Raw genomic sequence first — 14,703 nt, 5'->3', positions numbered from 1 at the left:
ATTTTTTTTAAAATTAGAAACTAACATCCAAACCAACTTGGATTGACTTGGTATTTGGATAGCTGTAAAGTGTAGCTTCACCTGGCGCAACTGCTTCTGCAAAAGATATACTTTCTCCAGAAGATAGTCCTACTTCCGGATCGCCCCAGAATTTTGAAAAAGTTAAGAGATTTTGTCCTTGTGCATAGATTCTTAAAGAACTAATTGGTGTTTTCTCCAAATACTTACTAGGGAATGAATAAGAAAGCGTAATGTTACGCATACGAATGTAATCTCCTTTTTCTAAAAACCTGTCAGAATTCCCTGTAACAGTAGCATCCTCAACAGCATATATTGGGCTAGGAAGAACACCAGTATCGCCGGGTTGTTGCCAGTAATTAAAGGCATTGGTAGCTTGGTTGTCTGTAATAGCTAACCCATCAGATTCGCGATCTGAACGTACAAAGTTGTTAATCCAGTTTCCAGCTTTGAAAACGAAATCTGTACGAAGTCCAAAGCCTTTATATATTATATTAGAGAAGAAACCTCCTTCTTTATCTGCAATAGTAGATTTTCCTTGGAATACTCGATTGTCATTTTCATCGGTAGGTAAATCAGTAGAGAAATATGTATTTCCATCCGCTCCGTAGAATAATGATCTACCTGTTGAAGGGTCAACACCGGCATATCTAATAAGGAAATGCTCATTAATTTTACGTCCCTCTTGGTAGCGAATATTCCAAGCCAACTCAGGTGTAATGTCTTCTCCATCGGGGAGTGATATCACTTCAGTATCTAGGAATATAATATTTCCACCTAAAGTCCAAGTGAAATCTGTACTGCGGAAAATATCCGCCTGCATTGAAATTTCTAATCCTTTATTTTGGATTTCACCTAAGTTTCCAGCGATACCTCTGGGTTCACCATCAGCAGGAAGGCCAATAATACCTGCTTCCCAAGCTGTTGGTATTGGGAAAAGCAAATCTTTAGTATTTCTGATAAAATAATCAGACACCATACGAAGTCTATTATTGAACATATTTAATTCCAGACCAACATTATAGGTTTCAGTAGTTTCCCATTGTAGTTCTGGGTTGGCAACTCGAGATGGAATTGTACTCGAACCTCCTGGATATGAACCGAAACCTACAGTTCCTTGAGAAGCGTAACGGCTAATACCTGCCCGATTACCTACAGTACCGTAAGCTGCTCTTATTTTTAAGTCGTTTACGGCGTCGATAGAAAAGAAATTTTCTTTCGCAATGTTCCAACCCAAACTTCCACTATAGAAAGTACCGAATCTTACATCTTTACCGAAATTAGATGAACCATCCCGACGAACTGATGCGGAAAGTAAATATTTTTCTTGGTAATCGTAATCAGCGAAAACACCATAAGAAACCAATGTTAATCTGGTTCTATTGGTAAAGCCATTATCTAGGGTGGCGGCATTAGTTTGTGTAGTAAGTAACGCCGAAGGGAAGCCTTTGCTTCTTACGAAAGCACGGTTAAATTCGTTCATGTTATATTCGTACAATCCTAAAACACTTAAGTTGTGATTGTTCTTGCTTAAATTATACATTAAGCGGTTACTAACAGTTAAATCTAATCTATGTTGCTGATCGTCAAATTTATTACCCGTTGGATTACCAGCACCTTCAAGAATTACGTCTAGAATACCACCTGGTTTTGAATAGCTTTCCCTTCTGGTTGCTCCCCAGTTTACGGCTACATTAAAACCATAACTCCAGTTTTTACTGAAAGTAACTAAGGCGTCTACGCTACCAATAGTTTGGTTATCAATGTCCTCACTTGGCTCACTTAATAACGCTCCTCTAATTGGGAAGCCTGTATGTGTTGGGTTATAGATAGGGTTTCCATTATCATCAACTTGTACAGTACCATCTTCATTTAAAAGGAATTCTGTTTCATAGCCGTTGTAATCAAGCATACCTCTAAAAGGGTTTTGCGTATTGTTTCTATCTCTTGGCTCATCGCTCATAGATCTTGAGTATCCTACGTTTACTCCTACGGTAAGCCATTCTTTTGCGTCAAAGTTAACGTTCAAACGAGTTCCTAATCTTTCAAAACCATCAATATTATCGATGATACCTGTATTTCTATCATTAGATACAGAAAAGTAATAATCCACTTTTTCAGCGCCCCCAGAAATAGATACACTGTTGTTTTGAATTATTCCGTCTTTTAAGATTAAATCCTCCCAATCTACTTCATTATTTAGAAGTTTCTGGCGTTCGATTGACCCAGGCTGGGTTGTTACCCCAGGCGTACCAGCAGCACCGGTAACTCCTAAAGCATACAGTTCTGCTTCGTATTGCATTTTTTCAGAAGCCGTCATCATCGTATAGTTTGGGTCAATGTAAGAAGATGTTCCGTAACGAGAACTAAATCGGATTACGGCGTCTTTCTTACGATTACCACTCTTAGTAGTGATAACTACAACCCCATTAGCACCACGCGAGCCGTAACGAGCTGTGGTGGCAGCATCTTTAAGAATCGTGATATTCTCAATATCTTCATTAGGGATGTTAGAAAGATCTTGCTCTCTAATCGGCGATCCATCCACAATATATAGTGGGGAAGACGCACCGGCTACAAGAGATCCCGTTCCACGAATACGAACGAAAGCTCCTTGGCCCGGTTTCCCGTTGGCAGCAGTTACCTGTACCCCGGCCGCCTTACCTTGCAGCATGTTGTCAATACTGGTAGTTGGCGCCATTTGCGAAAGCTCTGCAGCAGATATTGAAACTACCGCTGAAGTTTGCACTGTCTGATTTCGTGTAGAATACCCAGTAACGACAACCTCACTCAAGCTTTCACCTGGTTGTAGGTTAACGTCAATTTTATTTTGAGCTCCTACTTTTACTTCCTTGGTGTCAAAACCTACATAACTAAAGGTAAGTGTTTGGCCCACATTTGCAGATATGGAGTAATTTCCATCAAAATCTGACTGTGTTCCAGTACTTGTTCCTTTGATTATAACGTTTGCACCAGGCAATGGCAGACCTGTTTCGTCCGTCACCGTACCTGTAATAGTTTTTTGCTGTGCGAAGGTAAGCTGCACAACTAACGCTAGCAAGAGCGTTAAAATTCCACTAAACTTTGTTCTCATTTTTATAAATTATTTGAATTAGCCAACGGCAAAAATCATAATAAAAAGTTAATTACACAAGTATTTGCTGCCAATTTTTAGGTTTATTTAGCGGGCATCAGTGTTTTAAGCCTAAGTATTTTAGAATTTAGATGAAATACTGATGTGTACTTTGGTGTTTGTAAGATTGAAAGGGGTGTTTTGCCTATTTCCATTAGCTATGTTAAATCGAAATATTCCTGCTTTTGTGTTTAGGCCTAGTCCGAGCCCAAAACTGTAGATCTTTTCTTTTAATGAAATGGTCTGATTTTCAAAATAACCTACATCTATAATGCTGTGTAAGTAAACCCCATCGTTAAATTGGTAGCGATACTCTGTATTTAGTACCGAAAATAACGATGCGTCTATGCTGTTTTCGTCAAAACCGCGGATGCTGTTTATTCCGCCAAAACGAAAAAGTTCGTTTATTAAATATGAGTCGCTAAAAAGCGCGCTCGTACTATTTTGAACAAACAGGGAATTGCGGTAATTAAGATTAAAAATATTGGATATTACAGAGGTAAAGCCAATCTGGTCCTCCGACTCGCTTTTTTGTTTGCGGGATCCAATCCCCATATCTAAATAAATTGCTGTTTTTACGGGGAACAGTTTTCGGTTTTGTGGTTTTTTATAGTTGCCGCCAAAGATAAAAAACCGAGATGTAAAATCTTCAATTGGTATTCCGGCAATTACTTCATCCAGCAGGTTGCTAGATTCGTATCCTTTATATCCCACGTATAAAGTAGATCGAGTGTCTAATTGATAGGTGGAACGCAGTTGTTGTTCTGTAGTGATAAAAGTGCTGTCTCTTTTAAAAATCATTAATTCGCCACTGAGCCCAAATGGTGAGCTAAACAGATAGGGAAGGGTGAGCTTGGTTTTAAAATTAATCTGCTTTTCACCATCAGATTTGTAATTTATTAATAGCTGTTCGCCGTAGTTTAAATTGTTGTTGAGTTCTAAATTTAAATAGCCATTAAACGTCAATTTTTGAGATTCCTCATCGGTGGCAAATCCTAAAATTCCATCAAAGAGATTGTTCTCTTCTTTTTCCAAATAAAAATATACGGTGGTTGAATCTTCCCGGAATAGTGCTTCGGGTGGCTTAATAGACGAAACAAAACCTAGGCTGTTTAGGTTTTCGTTTTGCGCTAACAATTTTTTCTGGTCAAAAAGTTTGCCTTTCCTTACCCCGGCATAGTATTTTAAATAGCTTTTTGGGAATTTTTCGTACCCTTTTAAAACAATGGAATCTACGGTGCGCAACTTGCCGTTTTCTATAAGCAGTGTAGCGCTTAAATTTCCGGCTCCAGTGTTGTTGAACGCAGTTAACCTCACCCGGGCAAAAGCATTTCCTTTGGCGTTTCTATACGCTGTAAGTTTTCTTAACGCGGTTGGAATGGTTTCAAAAGGAAGTATAAAATAGGAGCTGTCTATCTGTGAGGCTACGTGTTGAAGTTCTTTTTTTGAAAAATCTTTTTCCGAATAGTACACCTTTATATTGTTGTACTTCCTTCCAAGAAAAAATGCGGCCGTATAGCTGCTGTCGTTTTCTTTTTTAAGTTGAAGCAATTCACTTTCAATAAAACCCATGCGTTGTAGTTTTAAGTGTAGGGTGTCGGTTTCATTTTTTAGCGAAATAAAATCTTTATAGGAAGCAGGTAGTTGCAATGAATCTACAACCCCTTCCGGAATTTCCTTCTCTGCTTTTAAGGAGAGCGACAATTCCTGTGCCTGAATTCCGAAGAAAAAACAGGTATATATATTAAGGAGTAAAAAAAGTGTGCAATTATTTTTCAAAAAAAGAGCGAATTTACGATGTAAAACTAACGTTTCAACTTGCCATTTCATATGCAAACAAAAAAAATATTAAAAGAGTGCTGAAAATTAATTGAGTATGGTTTGATTAGTAAAAAAATTATTCTACATTTGCATCCCCTAAAAATAGGGGTGTTTTATTTTTAAACAGTAATAATACATATTTTATATGCCAACAATTTCACAATTAGTACGTAAAGGAAGGACCAAAATAACCAAGAAGAGTAAATCGGTTGCTTTGGATTCGTGCCCACAACGTCGTGGTGTTTGTACGCGTGTATATACTACTACGCCTAAGAAGCCTAACTCTGCAATGCGTAAAGTTGCAAGGGTAAGACTTACAAATGGTAAGGAAGTAAACGCATACATCCCAGGCGAGGGTCACAATCTCCAAGAGCACTCGATAGTATTGGTTAGAGGTGGAAGGGTAAAAGATTTGCCAGGAGTTAGATATCACATTGTTCGTGGAGCATTAGACACCGCAGGTGTTGCAGGCCGCACGCAACGTAGATCTAAGTACGGAGCAAAACGCCCTAAGAAGTAAAAACGCAACGCTTGCGTTTTAAGAAAAATGAAAACGGGTTTAGCGCCAATTATTGATAAAATATTTAGCGTTTACCATTAACAAAACAACAAATGAGAAAAAAACAGGCCAAAAAAAGACCTCTTTTACCGGATCCAAGGTTTAACGACCAGTTGGTTACGCGTTTCGTAAACAACATGATGTGGGATGGAAAAAAGAGTGTGGCTTTTAAAGTTTTCTATGATGCAATTGACATTGTAGATGAAAAAAAACAAGACGACGAAAAAACTGCGTTAGAGCTTTGGAAAGATGCGCTTTCTAATGTAATGCCTCACGTAGAGGTGCGTAGCCGTAGAGTTGGTGGGGCAACCTTCCAAATTCCTATGCAAATTCGTCCAGACCGTAAAATTGCAACTGCAATGAAATGGTTAATAACGTATTCAAGAAAAAGAAACGAGAAATCCATGGCCGCTAAATTAGCAGGCGAGATTCTTGCTGCTTCCAAAGAAGAAGGTGCAGCAGTTAAGAAACGTATGGATACTCATAAAATGGCAGAAGCTAACAAAGCATTCTCACATTTCAGATTCTAAACAATGGGAAGAGATTTAACATACACAAGAAATATAGGAATTGCCGCGCATATTGATGCTGGTAAAACAACTACAACTGAACGTATACTATTTTACACGGGCGTAAACCACAAATTGGGTGAAACTCACGAAGGTTCTGCAACAATGGACTGGATGGAGCAGGAGCAGGAGCGTGGTATTACCATTACTTCGGCTGCAACTACTTGTAAGTGGAAGTTTCCGATGGAAAATGCGCAACCATTGCCAAATACAAAAGAGTACCACTTTAATATTATAGATACTCCCGGCCACGTAGATTTTACCGTAGAGGTAAACCGTTCGCTTAGAGTTCTTGATGGTCTGGTGTTTTTGTTTAGTGCAGTAGATGGTGTAGAGCCACAATCTGAAACTAACTGGAGATTGGCCGATAACTATAAAGTACCTCGTATTGGTTTTGTAAATAAAATGGACCGTAACGGATCAAACTTCTTGGCAGTATGCCAGCAAGTAAAAGATATGTTAGGATCCAATGCAGTGCCAATCGTTTTGCCTTTAGGTGAAGAAGCTGATTTTAAAGGTATTGTAGATTTGGTTAAGAACCGTGCTATCGTTTGGCACGATGATACCTTTGGCGCTACTTTTGACGTTGTAGATATTCCTGAAGATATGAAAGAGGAGGTGCGTTTGTACCGTGGTAAACTTATTGAAGAAGTTGCTGCCTATGACGAAAACCTACTAGAAAAATATATGGAAGACGAAGATTCAATTACAGAAGATGAAGTGCATGCTGCGCTTCGTGCTGCTGTAATGGATATGAGTATCATACCAATGATATGTGGTTCTTCCTTTAAAAATAAAGGTGTTCAATTCTTAATTGATGGAGTGTGCCGCTACCTTCCTTCTCCAATGGATAAAGATGGTATTGTAGGTGTAAATCCAGATACTGAAAAAGAAGAATTGCGCAAACCAAGTGTAGATGAGCCATTTGCTGCTCTTGCATTTAAAATTGCTACAGACCCTTTTGTTGGTCGTTTAGCTTTCTTCCGCGCTTATTCAGGTCACTTAGATGCAGGTTCGTATGTGCTTAACAACCGTACCGGTAACAAAGAGCGTATATCGCGTATCTATCAAATGCACGCTAACAAGCAAAATGCAATTGATTTTATTGAGGCGGGAGATATTGGAGCTGGTGTAGGTTTTAAAGATATTAAAACCGGTGATACACTTTCTGCAGAAAAGCATCCTATAGTTTTGGAAAGTATGGAATTCCCAGACCCTGTAATTGGGGTTGCGGTAGAGCCTAAAACCAAAGCAGATGTTGATAAATTAGGAATGGCTTTATCAAAACTGGCAGAAGAAGATCCAACCTTCCAAGTGCGTACAGACGAAGCTTCTGGACAAACAATTATTTCTGGAATGGGCGAACTTCACTTAGATGTTCTTGTAGATCGTTTACGTCGCGAATTTAAAGTAGAAGTAAACCAAGGACAGCCACAAGTAGAGTATAAAGAAGCTGTAACAAGAGTTGCAGATCACAGAGAGGTTTATAAAAAGCAGTCTGGTGGTCGCGGTAAATTTGCCGATATTGTATTTACACTAGAACCAGCTGAAGAAGGTAAAATAGGTTTAGAGTTCGTAAACGCTGTAAAAGGTGGTAACGTACCAAAAGAATTTATTCCTTCGGTTGAAAAAGGTTTCAAACAAGCTATGGTAAATGGACCACTTGCAGGTTTTGAAGTTGATAGTATGAAAGTTACTTTAAAAGACGGATCTTTCCACCCAGTGGATTCTGATGCTTTGTCTTTTGAATTGGCAGCAAAACTAGGATTTAAAGAAGTTGCTAAAAAAGCTGGGGCTGTTATTTTAGAGCCTATTATGAAGCTGGAAGCACTTACGCCAGAAGAAAATATGGGCGATATTGTTGGTGACCTTAACAGACGTCGAGGTACCATTACAAGTATGGGAGATCGAGCTGGTGTAAAAGTTATTAAAGCTGAAGTGCCACTTTCTGAAATGTTTGGTTATGTAACTACATTAAGAACATTGTCTTCAGGTCGTGCTACATCAACTATGGAATTTTCACACTATGCCGAAACACCTTCTAATATTTCAGAAAGTGTAATTGCAGCAGCAAGAGGAACCGCTAACGAATAATTATTTCAGCAATGAGTCAAAAAATAAGAATAAAACTAAAATCTTACGATCACAATTTGGTGGACAAATCTGCTGAAAAAATCGTAAAGACTGTAAAGAGTACTGGAGCTGTAGTAACAGGGCCAATTCCTTTACCAACACATAAAAAAATCTTTACCGTATTGCGCTCTCCGCACGTGAACAAGAAAAGTAGGGAACAGTTCCAATTAAGTTCGTACAAAAGACTTTTGGATATCTACAGTTCTTCTTCAAAAACAATTGACGCTCTAATGAAGTTAGAGTTGCCAAGCGGGGTAGAAGTGGAAATCAAAGTTTAGTTATAAACTTTGATTTACATCCCGAACTAGCTTTGGGATCGTGTAAAGGTTAAAAATGTCCTCAACGATGGTTGGGGAAAAACGGAAAACAAAGTAACATTCGGGATCGAATTTATTTTGATCCCGTTTGCTTTAAAGGGTATATCGCGATTATTCGCATATCACAATAAAAAATAGTAATAATCAATAAATAATTAAATATGTCTGGGTTAATTGGAAGAAAGATAGGGATGACCAGCATCTTTGACGAGAACGGAAAGAACATTCCGTGCACCGTTATAGAAGCAGGACCCTGTGTTGTCACCCAAGTCAGAACCAAAGAGGTTGACGGGTACAACGCTCTTCAGCTTGGTTTCGATGACAAGAAGACTGTAACTAAAGCTGCCGAAGGGCATGCCAAAAAAGCAGGAACCGTTGCAAAACGCAAAGTCGCCGAATTCAAGAATTTTGAAGAAGAATACAAATTAGGTGACACAATAACTGTGGAGCATTTTATTGAAGGTGAATTCGTTGATATTGCGGGTACATCAAAAGGTAAAGGTTTCCAGGGAGTTGTAAAACGTCACGGTTTTGGCGGTGTTGGGCAAGCCACACACGGTCAGCACAACCGTTTACGCGCACCAGGTTCTATTGGAGCTGCATCATATCCTGCAAGAGTTTTTAAAGGAATGAGAATGGCAGGTCAAATGGGCAATGAAAGAGTAAAAGTTGAAAATTTGAGAGTTTTAAAAGTAGTTCCTGAAAAGAATCTACTTGTGGTAAAAGGAGCAATTCCTGGCCATAAAAACGCTTATGTAATGATCGAGAAATAATGAAGGTAGCTGTATTAGATATAAACGGAAAAGACACAGGCCGGAAAGTTGAACTTTCTGCAGATGTGTTCGGGATAGAGCCTAACAATCACGCGGTTTACCTAGATGTGAAACAATACCTTGCCAATCAAAGACAAGGAACTCACAAAGCAAAGGAACGCGCAGAAATCTCTGGTTCTACTAGAAAGATAAAGAAACAAAAAGGAACTGGTACTGCCCGTGCAGGTAGTATCAAGTCTGGTATATTTAAAGGAGGAGGTAGAATGTTTGGACCGCGTCCACGTAACTACTCTTTTAAATTAAACAAGAACCTTAAACGTTTGGCACGTAAATCGGCCTTATCGATGAAGGCTAACAATAAAGCAATTGTTGTATTAGAAGACCTCAATTTTGACGCTCCTAAAACCAAAAATTTTACTGCGGTTTTAAAGAGTTTAGGGCTTGATAACAAAAAATCTTTATTTGTGTTGGGAGACTTAAATAATAATGTATATTTGTCCTCTCGCAATTTGAAAGGTACGGAGGTTGTAACAAACTCACAATTAAGTACTTATAAAATTATGAATGCAAATAGTGTAGTGCTATTTGAAGGTTCTTTGGAAGGAATTGAAACAAACTTAAGTAAATAGAAGCAAGATGAACATCTTAATTAAACCTATAATTACGGAAAAAGCTACCAAAGATGCTGAAGACAGAAATGTGTTTGGCTTTGTAGTGAACCCAAAGGCGAATAAGGTAGAAATCAAGAAAGCGGTAGAAGCTGCTTACGGAGTTTCTGTTGAAAAAGTTCGCACAATGAATGTCCGCCCGGATAGAAAAACCCGTTATACAAAAACAGGTGTCCAAACTGGTAAAACGAATGCTTACAAAAAAGCAATCGTACAGGTGGCGGAAGGTGATACAATAGATTTTTACAGTAACATCTAAGGAAACTTAGATTTAATTAGACACAAATGTCAGTAAGAAAATTAAAACCAGTCACCCCAGGTCAGCGTTTTAGGGTTGTAAATGGTTTTGACGCCATTACAACCGATAAGCCGGAGAAGTCTTTACTTGCTCCGAATAAACGATCTGGTGGTAGAAACAGTCAAGGAAAAATGACCATGCGCTACTTAGGGGGTGGTCATAAAAGAAAATATCGAATTATCGATTTTAAACGCGACAAAGCAGGAATCCCTGCTACCGTTGCTAGTATTCAATACGATCCAAACCGTACTGCGTTTATCGCGCTTTTAAACTATCAAGATGGTGAAAAGCGATATATAATTGCACAAAACGGACTACAAGTGGGGCAAAATGTTCTCTCTGGCGATGCGGTAGCACCCGAGATAGGAAACGCTATGCCACTTTCAGCTATTCCATTAGGTACTATTATTTCTTGCATCGAGCTTCGTCCCGGACAAGGAGCAATTATGGCACGTAGTGCTGGTGCATTTGCACAGCTTATGGCTCGTGAAGGAAAATATGCTACCGTTAAACTTCCCTCTGGCGAAACCAGGTTGGTTTTGGCTGGCTGCTTAGCTACTATTGGTGCCGTTTCAAATAGCGACCATCAATTGCTAGTTTCAGGTAAGGCTGGTAGAAGCAGATGGTTAGGTAGAAGACCACGAACAAGACCAGTTGTTATGAACCCGGTGGATCACCCAATGGGTGGTGGTGAAGGTAAAGCTTCAGGAGGACATCCACGTTCTAGAAACGGTGTGCCTGCTAAAGGTTACAGAACCCGTTCAAGAACTAAAGCAAGTAATAAATATATCTTAGAACGTAGAAAGAAATAAGTTATGGCAAGATCGTTAAAAAAAGGACCGTACGTTCATTATAAACTAGACAAGAAAGTTCAACAAAACGTTGATGATAACAAGAAAACCGTAATCAAAACTTGGTCACGCGCTTCTATGATCACTCCCGATTTTGTTGGCCAAACCATAGCAGTTCATAACGGACGCCAATTTGTTCCTGTATATGTAACAGAAAACATGGTTGGGCATAAACTAGGAGAATTTTCACCTACAAGATCATTCCGTGGTCACGCAGGTGCTAAAAACAAAGGTAAAAAATAAGAGGCCATGGGAGTTCGTAAAAGAGAAAGAGCAGAAGCAATCAAGGAAGCCAAGAAAAATATTTACATGGCTAAATTGAACAATTGCCCCACTTCACCAAGAAAAATGCGTTTAATGGCAGACTTGGTACGTGGTGAGAAAATAGACAAAGCACTTAACATTTTGAAGTTTAGTTCAAAAGAATCTTCACGTAAATTGGAGAAACTTCTTTTGTCTGCCATCAATAACTGGCAACAAAAAAACGAAGATGCTTCAATAGAAGATGCAAATCTTTTTGTTAAGGAAATCCGTGTGGACGGTGGAACAATGTTAAAAAGACTACGTCCAGCACCACAAGGTCGCGCGCATAGAATTAGAAAACGCTCCAACCACGTAACACTGGTATTGGCAGCTAACGATAACACACAAAGCAAGTAATTAAATGGGACAGAAGACAAATCCAATCGGAAATCGCTTAGGTATCATTAGAGGTTGGGAATCCAACTGGTACGGAGGCAACGACTACGGCGATAAATTAGCCGAAGACGACAAGATTAGAAAATATGTTCACGCGCGTTTAAGTAAAGCTAGTGTGAGTAGAGTAATTATTGAGCGTACGCTTAAGCTTGTAACCGTTACTATAACCACTGCCCGTCCCGGTATTATCATCGGTAAAGGTGGTCAGGAAGTAGACAAGTTAAAAGAGGAGCTTAAAAAAATTACAGATAAAGAAGTACAGATCAACATCCACGAGATTAAAAGACCTGAATTAGATGCATTTTTAGTAGCTGCAAGTATTGCACGCCAAATTGAAAGTCGTATTTCATACCGTCGTGCTATTAAAATGGCAATCGCGGCAACAATGCGAATGAATGCTGAAGGTATTAAGGTACAAATCTCAGGACGTTTGAACGGTGCAGAAATGGCACGTTCAGAATCTTACAAAGAGGGTCGTATTCCTTTATCAACTTTTAGAGCCGATATTGACTACGCTTTAGTTGAGGCACACACTACCTATGGTAGATTGGGTGTTAAAGTATGGATTATGAAAGGCGAAGTATATGGAAAGCGAGAACTTTCTCCACTTGTTGGTTTATCAACCGGCAAAAAGAGTGGTGGTAAAGGCGCTTCAGGACGCGGTGGCAACAAAGCACGTCGCAGAAAGTAATTTTTTAAATAAAAGAAAATGTTACAACCTAAAAGAACAAAATACCGTAAACACCAAAAAGGCCGTATGAAAGGCGATGCCGGTCGTGGCAACCAATTGGCGTACGGGACCTTCGGTATAAAATCGTTGGAATCAGAATTTCTTACAGCCAGACAAATTGAAGCTGCTCGTATTGCCGCAACTCGTTTTATGAAAAGAGAAGGTTCTATCTGGATTATGATTTTTCCAGACAAACCAATTACTAAAAAACCTCTTGAAGTACGTATGGGTAAAGGTAAAGGTGCGGTTGAATATTACGCTGCTGTAGTAAAACCTGGAAGAATGCTCTTTGAAGTATCTGGGGTTTCTGTTGAAACAGCAAAAGAAGCATTGCGCCTTGCAGCCCAAAAGCTTCCCGTTAAAACTAAATTTGTAATGTCTCGGGATTTCCAAGCATAATTTTTTAAAAGATGAAACAATCAGAAATTAAAAAAGCATCAACGGCAGAACTACAAGAAGCATTTGCTGAATCTAGAAAGGCTTACACAGACCTTAAAATGGCACATACCATTTCACCGTTGGAAAATCCAATTCAACTAAGATCCCAAAGAAGGGAGATAGCAAGAATCGCGACGGAACTAACTAATAGAGAAGTGCAATAATTGTACAGCTGAAAGATGGAAGAAATTAAAAGAAACTTAAGAAAAGAACGTATAGGCGTGGTAACTAGCAATAAAATGGACAAATCCATTGTAGTTGCAGAAGTTAAAAAAATAAAACACCCTATGTACGGAAAGTACGTAACAAAAACTAAAAAGTACGTTGCGCACGACGAAACAAACAATTGCAACGAAGGCGATACTGTAAAGATCATGGAAACACGTCCTTTAAGTAAAACCAAATGTTGGAGATTAGTAGAAATAATTGAAAGAGCGAAGTAATTATGTTACAACAAGAATCAAGACTTAAAGTCGCAGATAATACCGGTGCCAAAGAAGTACTTTGCATCCGCGTGTTAGGCGGAACAAAAAGAAGGTATGCGTCTATTGGTGATAAAATTGTAGTTTCTGTAAAAGAAGCAACACCAAATGGTAGCATTAAGAAAGGAGCGGTTTCTACAGCAGTAGTAGTACGTACTGTAAAAGAAATTAGAAGACCTGATGGTTCTTACATCCGTTTTGACGATAATGCTTGTGTACTCTTAAGCCCACAAGGTGAAATGAGAGGTACACGTGTTTTCGGCCCGGTAGCAAGAGAACTTCGCGACAAGCAATTTATGAAAATAGTATCATTGGCACCAGAGGTGCTTTAATATGAAAACTAAGATGACAAAGCTTAAAATAAAATCAGGAGATACGGTAGTAGTTACTGCAGGAGACCACAAAGGCTCTGAAGGAAAAGTGATGAAAGTAATCCTTGACAAAAACAAAGCAATCGTAGAAGGAGTGAACATGGTTTCAAAACATGAAAAACCAAGTGCGAAAAACCCTCAGGGCGGAATCGTAAAAAAGGAAGCTCCTATCCATATTTCAAACCTATCATTGGTTGATCCAAAATCTGGAAAAGCAACTCGTGTTGGGTACAAAACCGAAGATGGTAAAAAAGTACGGTTTTCAAAACAATCGAATCAAGCAATATAGTTATGGCATATACACCAAGACTTAAAGAAGAGTACAATAGCAGGGTGATGAACACCCTTACTGACGAATTTGGTTACAAAAACGTCATGCAAGTACCAAAATTGGAACGTATTGTTGTTTCCCGCGGAGTGGGTGCAGCAGTAGCAGACAAAAAACTTATTGACTATTCGGTTGATGAGTTTACAAAGATAACCGGGCAAAAAGCAGTTTCAACAAACTCTAAAAAAGACGTTGCAAACTTCAAACTACGTAAAGGAATGCCAATTGGCGTTAAGGTTACGTTGCGTGGAGAGCGTATGTACGAATTTTTAGATAGATTGGTAACTTCAGCTTTGCCAAGGGTACGAGACTTTAACGGAATTAAAGCAACAGGTTTTGACGGAAGAGGAAATTACTCTTTGGGAATTACCGAACAAATTATCTTCCCAGAAATCGATATCGATAAAGTGAAGAAAATTGAAGGAATGAATATTACATTCATCACTTCAGCAAACACCGATAAAGAAGCGAAATCATTATTACAAGAATTGGGATTACCCTTTAAAAAGAACTAA

The 14,703-nt window shown here is 38.9% G+C and carries 19 protein-coding genes; 17 read left to right on the top strand and 2 right to left on the bottom strand.

The window, feature by feature from the left end; all coding sequences use genetic code 11:
- Positions 1 to 13: 13 nt before the first annotated feature.
- On the bottom strand, positions 14 to 3,112 hold the full coding sequence (locus K8089_RS05405; RefSeq protein ID WP_237602265.1) for a SusC/RagA family TonB-linked outer membrane protein: 3,099 nt from the start codon (positions 3,110 to 3,112) through the stop codon (positions 14 to 16).
- Between the two features lie 120 nt (positions 3,113 to 3,232).
- A complete protein-coding gene (locus K8089_RS05400; protein WP_237602264.1) occupies positions 3,233 to 4,930 on the bottom strand; it encodes a POTRA domain-containing protein in 1,698 nt (565 codons plus the stop codon).
- Between the two features lie 187 nt (positions 4,931 to 5,117).
- Here K8089_RS05400 and rpsL point away from each other — a divergent pair, with 187 nt between their 5' ends.
- The 17 genes from rpsL (at position 5,118) to rplE (ending at position 14,703) form a co-directional block, all read left to right on the top strand.
- On the top strand, positions 5,118 to 5,492 hold the full coding sequence (gene rpsL, locus K8089_RS05395) for a 30S ribosomal protein S12 (protein ID WP_014782632.1): 375 nt from the start codon (positions 5,118 to 5,120) through the stop codon (positions 5,490 to 5,492).
- 92 nt (positions 5,493 to 5,584) lie between these two features.
- A complete protein-coding gene (rpsG, locus tag K8089_RS05390; RefSeq protein ID WP_237602263.1) occupies positions 5,585 to 6,061 on the top strand; it encodes a 30S ribosomal protein S7 in 477 nt (158 codons plus the stop codon).
- Between the two features lie 3 nt (positions 6,062 to 6,064).
- Positions 6,065 to 8,194, top strand: a complete 2,130-nt coding sequence (gene fusA / locus K8089_RS05385; RefSeq protein WP_237602262.1) for an elongation factor G — start codon at positions 6,065 to 6,067, stop codon at positions 8,192 to 8,194.
- Positions 8,195 to 8,205: 11 nt separating this feature from the next.
- Positions 8,206 to 8,511, top strand: a complete 306-nt coding sequence (gene rpsJ / locus K8089_RS05380; protein ID WP_010181931.1) for a 30S ribosomal protein S10 — start codon at positions 8,206 to 8,208, stop codon at positions 8,509 to 8,511.
- Between the two features lie 200 nt (positions 8,512 to 8,711).
- Positions 8,712 to 9,323, top strand: coding sequence for a 50S ribosomal protein L3 (rplC, locus tag K8089_RS05375; protein ID WP_237602261.1), 612 nt, complete (start codon positions 8,712 to 8,714; stop codon positions 9,321 to 9,323).
- The gene (rplD, locus tag K8089_RS05370; RefSeq protein WP_237602260.1) at positions 9,323 to 9,952 is read left to right on the top strand and encodes a 50S ribosomal protein L4; all 630 of its coding nucleotides are present in this window, start codon (positions 9,323 to 9,325) and stop codon (positions 9,950 to 9,952) included. Before rplC ends, rplD begins: the two co-directional genes overlap by 1 nt.
- Positions 9,953 to 9,959: 7 nt before the next feature.
- On the top strand, positions 9,960 to 10,250 hold the full coding sequence (gene rplW / locus K8089_RS05365) for a 50S ribosomal protein L23 (RefSeq protein ID WP_237602259.1): 291 nt from the start codon (positions 9,960 to 9,962) through the stop codon (positions 10,248 to 10,250).
- 26 nt (positions 10,251 to 10,276) lie between these two features.
- Positions 10,277 to 11,101: a 50S ribosomal protein L2 gene (gene rplB / locus K8089_RS05360; RefSeq protein ID WP_237602258.1), complete on the top strand. Its 825-nt coding sequence runs from the start codon at positions 10,277 to 10,279 to the stop codon at positions 11,099 to 11,101.
- 3 nt (positions 11,102 to 11,104) lie between these two features.
- Positions 11,105 to 11,383 carry a 30S ribosomal protein S19 gene (gene rpsS / locus K8089_RS05355; protein ID WP_111813945.1) on the top strand — a complete coding sequence of 93 codons (279 nt, stop codon included), beginning with the start codon at positions 11,105 to 11,107 and terminating at the stop codon, positions 11,381 to 11,383.
- A gap of 6 nt (positions 11,384 to 11,389) precedes the next feature.
- On the top strand, positions 11,390 to 11,800 hold the full coding sequence (gene rplV, locus K8089_RS05350) for a 50S ribosomal protein L22 (RefSeq protein WP_237602257.1): 411 nt from the start codon (positions 11,390 to 11,392) through the stop codon (positions 11,798 to 11,800).
- A gap of 4 nt (positions 11,801 to 11,804) precedes the next feature.
- Positions 11,805 to 12,530: a 30S ribosomal protein S3 gene (rpsC, locus tag K8089_RS05345; protein WP_237602256.1), complete on the top strand. Its 726-nt coding sequence runs from the start codon at positions 11,805 to 11,807 to the stop codon at positions 12,528 to 12,530.
- A gap of 18 nt (positions 12,531 to 12,548) precedes the next feature.
- On the top strand, positions 12,549 to 12,968 hold the full coding sequence (rplP, locus tag K8089_RS05340) for a 50S ribosomal protein L16 (RefSeq protein ID WP_237602255.1): 420 nt from the start codon (positions 12,549 to 12,551) through the stop codon (positions 12,966 to 12,968).
- Positions 12,969 to 12,979: 11 nt separating this feature from the next.
- The gene (gene rpmC, locus K8089_RS05335; protein WP_237602254.1) at positions 12,980 to 13,171 is read left to right on the top strand and encodes a 50S ribosomal protein L29; all 192 of its coding nucleotides are present in this window, start codon (positions 12,980 to 12,982) and stop codon (positions 13,169 to 13,171) included.
- Positions 13,172 to 13,186: 15 nt separating this feature from the next.
- Positions 13,187 to 13,450, top strand: a complete 264-nt coding sequence (rpsQ, locus tag K8089_RS05330; protein ID WP_237602253.1) for a 30S ribosomal protein S17 — start codon at positions 13,187 to 13,189, stop codon at positions 13,448 to 13,450.
- 2 nt (positions 13,451 to 13,452) lie between these two features.
- Complete coding sequence (gene rplN / locus K8089_RS05325; RefSeq protein WP_237602252.1) at positions 13,453 to 13,821, top strand: 50S ribosomal protein L14; 369 nt, start codon at positions 13,453 to 13,455, stop codon at positions 13,819 to 13,821.
- A 13-nt stretch (positions 13,822 to 13,834) separates the two neighbouring features.
- Positions 13,835 to 14,149: a 50S ribosomal protein L24 gene (gene rplX / locus K8089_RS05320; protein WP_237602251.1), complete on the top strand. Its 315-nt coding sequence runs from the start codon at positions 13,835 to 13,837 to the stop codon at positions 14,147 to 14,149.
- 2 nt (positions 14,150 to 14,151) lie between these two features.
- Positions 14,152 to 14,703 carry a 50S ribosomal protein L5 gene (gene rplE, locus K8089_RS05315; protein ID WP_237602250.1) on the top strand — a complete coding sequence of 184 codons (552 nt, stop codon included), beginning with the start codon at positions 14,152 to 14,154 and terminating at the stop codon, positions 14,701 to 14,703.

This window comes from Aequorivita vitellina, from assembly GCF_022008365.1.
In the GTDB taxonomy this organism is placed as follows: domain Bacteria; phylum Bacteroidota; class Bacteroidia; order Flavobacteriales; family Flavobacteriaceae; genus Aequorivita; species Aequorivita vitellina.
This window is presented reverse-complemented; position numbering and strand designations above follow the sequence as displayed.

Bases quoted from the DNA above. Each gene is read 5' to 3' on its own strand.
- K8089_RS05405 (WP_237602265.1), bottom strand. From the start codon at position 3,112: ATGAGAACAAAGTTTAGTGGAATTTTAACGCTCTTGCTAGCGTTAGTT.
- rpsL (WP_014782632.1), top strand. From the start codon at position 5,118: ATGCCAACAATTTCACAATTAGTACGTAAAGGAAGGACCAAAATAACC.
- rpsG (WP_237602263.1), top strand. From the start codon at position 5,585: ATGAGAAAAAAACAGGCCAAAAAAAGACCTCTTTTACCGGATCCAAGG.
- fusA (WP_237602262.1), top strand. From the start codon at position 6,065: ATGGGAAGAGATTTAACATACACAAGAAATATAGGAATTGCCGCGCAT.
- rpsJ (WP_010181931.1), top strand. From the start codon at position 8,206: ATGAGTCAAAAAATAAGAATAAAACTAAAATCTTACGATCACAATTTG.
- rplC (WP_237602261.1), top strand. From the start codon at position 8,712: ATGTCTGGGTTAATTGGAAGAAAGATAGGGATGACCAGCATCTTTGAC.
- rplD (WP_237602260.1), top strand. From the start codon at position 9,323: ATGAAGGTAGCTGTATTAGATATAAACGGAAAAGACACAGGCCGGAAA.
- rplW (WP_237602259.1), top strand. From the start codon at position 9,960: ATGAACATCTTAATTAAACCTATAATTACGGAAAAAGCTACCAAAGAT.
- rplB (WP_237602258.1), top strand. From the start codon at position 10,277: ATGTCAGTAAGAAAATTAAAACCAGTCACCCCAGGTCAGCGTTTTAGG.
- rpsS (WP_111813945.1), top strand. From the start codon at position 11,105: ATGGCAAGATCGTTAAAAAAAGGACCGTACGTTCATTATAAACTAGAC.
- rplV (WP_237602257.1), top strand. From the start codon at position 11,390: ATGGGAGTTCGTAAAAGAGAAAGAGCAGAAGCAATCAAGGAAGCCAAG.
- rpsC (WP_237602256.1), top strand. From the start codon at position 11,805: ATGGGACAGAAGACAAATCCAATCGGAAATCGCTTAGGTATCATTAGA.
- rplP (WP_237602255.1), top strand. From the start codon at position 12,549: ATGTTACAACCTAAAAGAACAAAATACCGTAAACACCAAAAAGGCCGT.
- rpmC (WP_237602254.1), top strand. From the start codon at position 12,980: ATGAAACAATCAGAAATTAAAAAAGCATCAACGGCAGAACTACAAGAA.
- rpsQ (WP_237602253.1), top strand. From the start codon at position 13,187: ATGGAAGAAATTAAAAGAAACTTAAGAAAAGAACGTATAGGCGTGGTA.
- rplN (WP_237602252.1), top strand. From the start codon at position 13,453: ATGTTACAACAAGAATCAAGACTTAAAGTCGCAGATAATACCGGTGCC.
- rplX (WP_237602251.1), top strand. From the start codon at position 13,835: ATGACAAAGCTTAAAATAAAATCAGGAGATACGGTAGTAGTTACTGCA.
- rplE (WP_237602250.1), top strand. From the start codon at position 14,152: ATGGCATATACACCAAGACTTAAAGAAGAGTACAATAGCAGGGTGATG.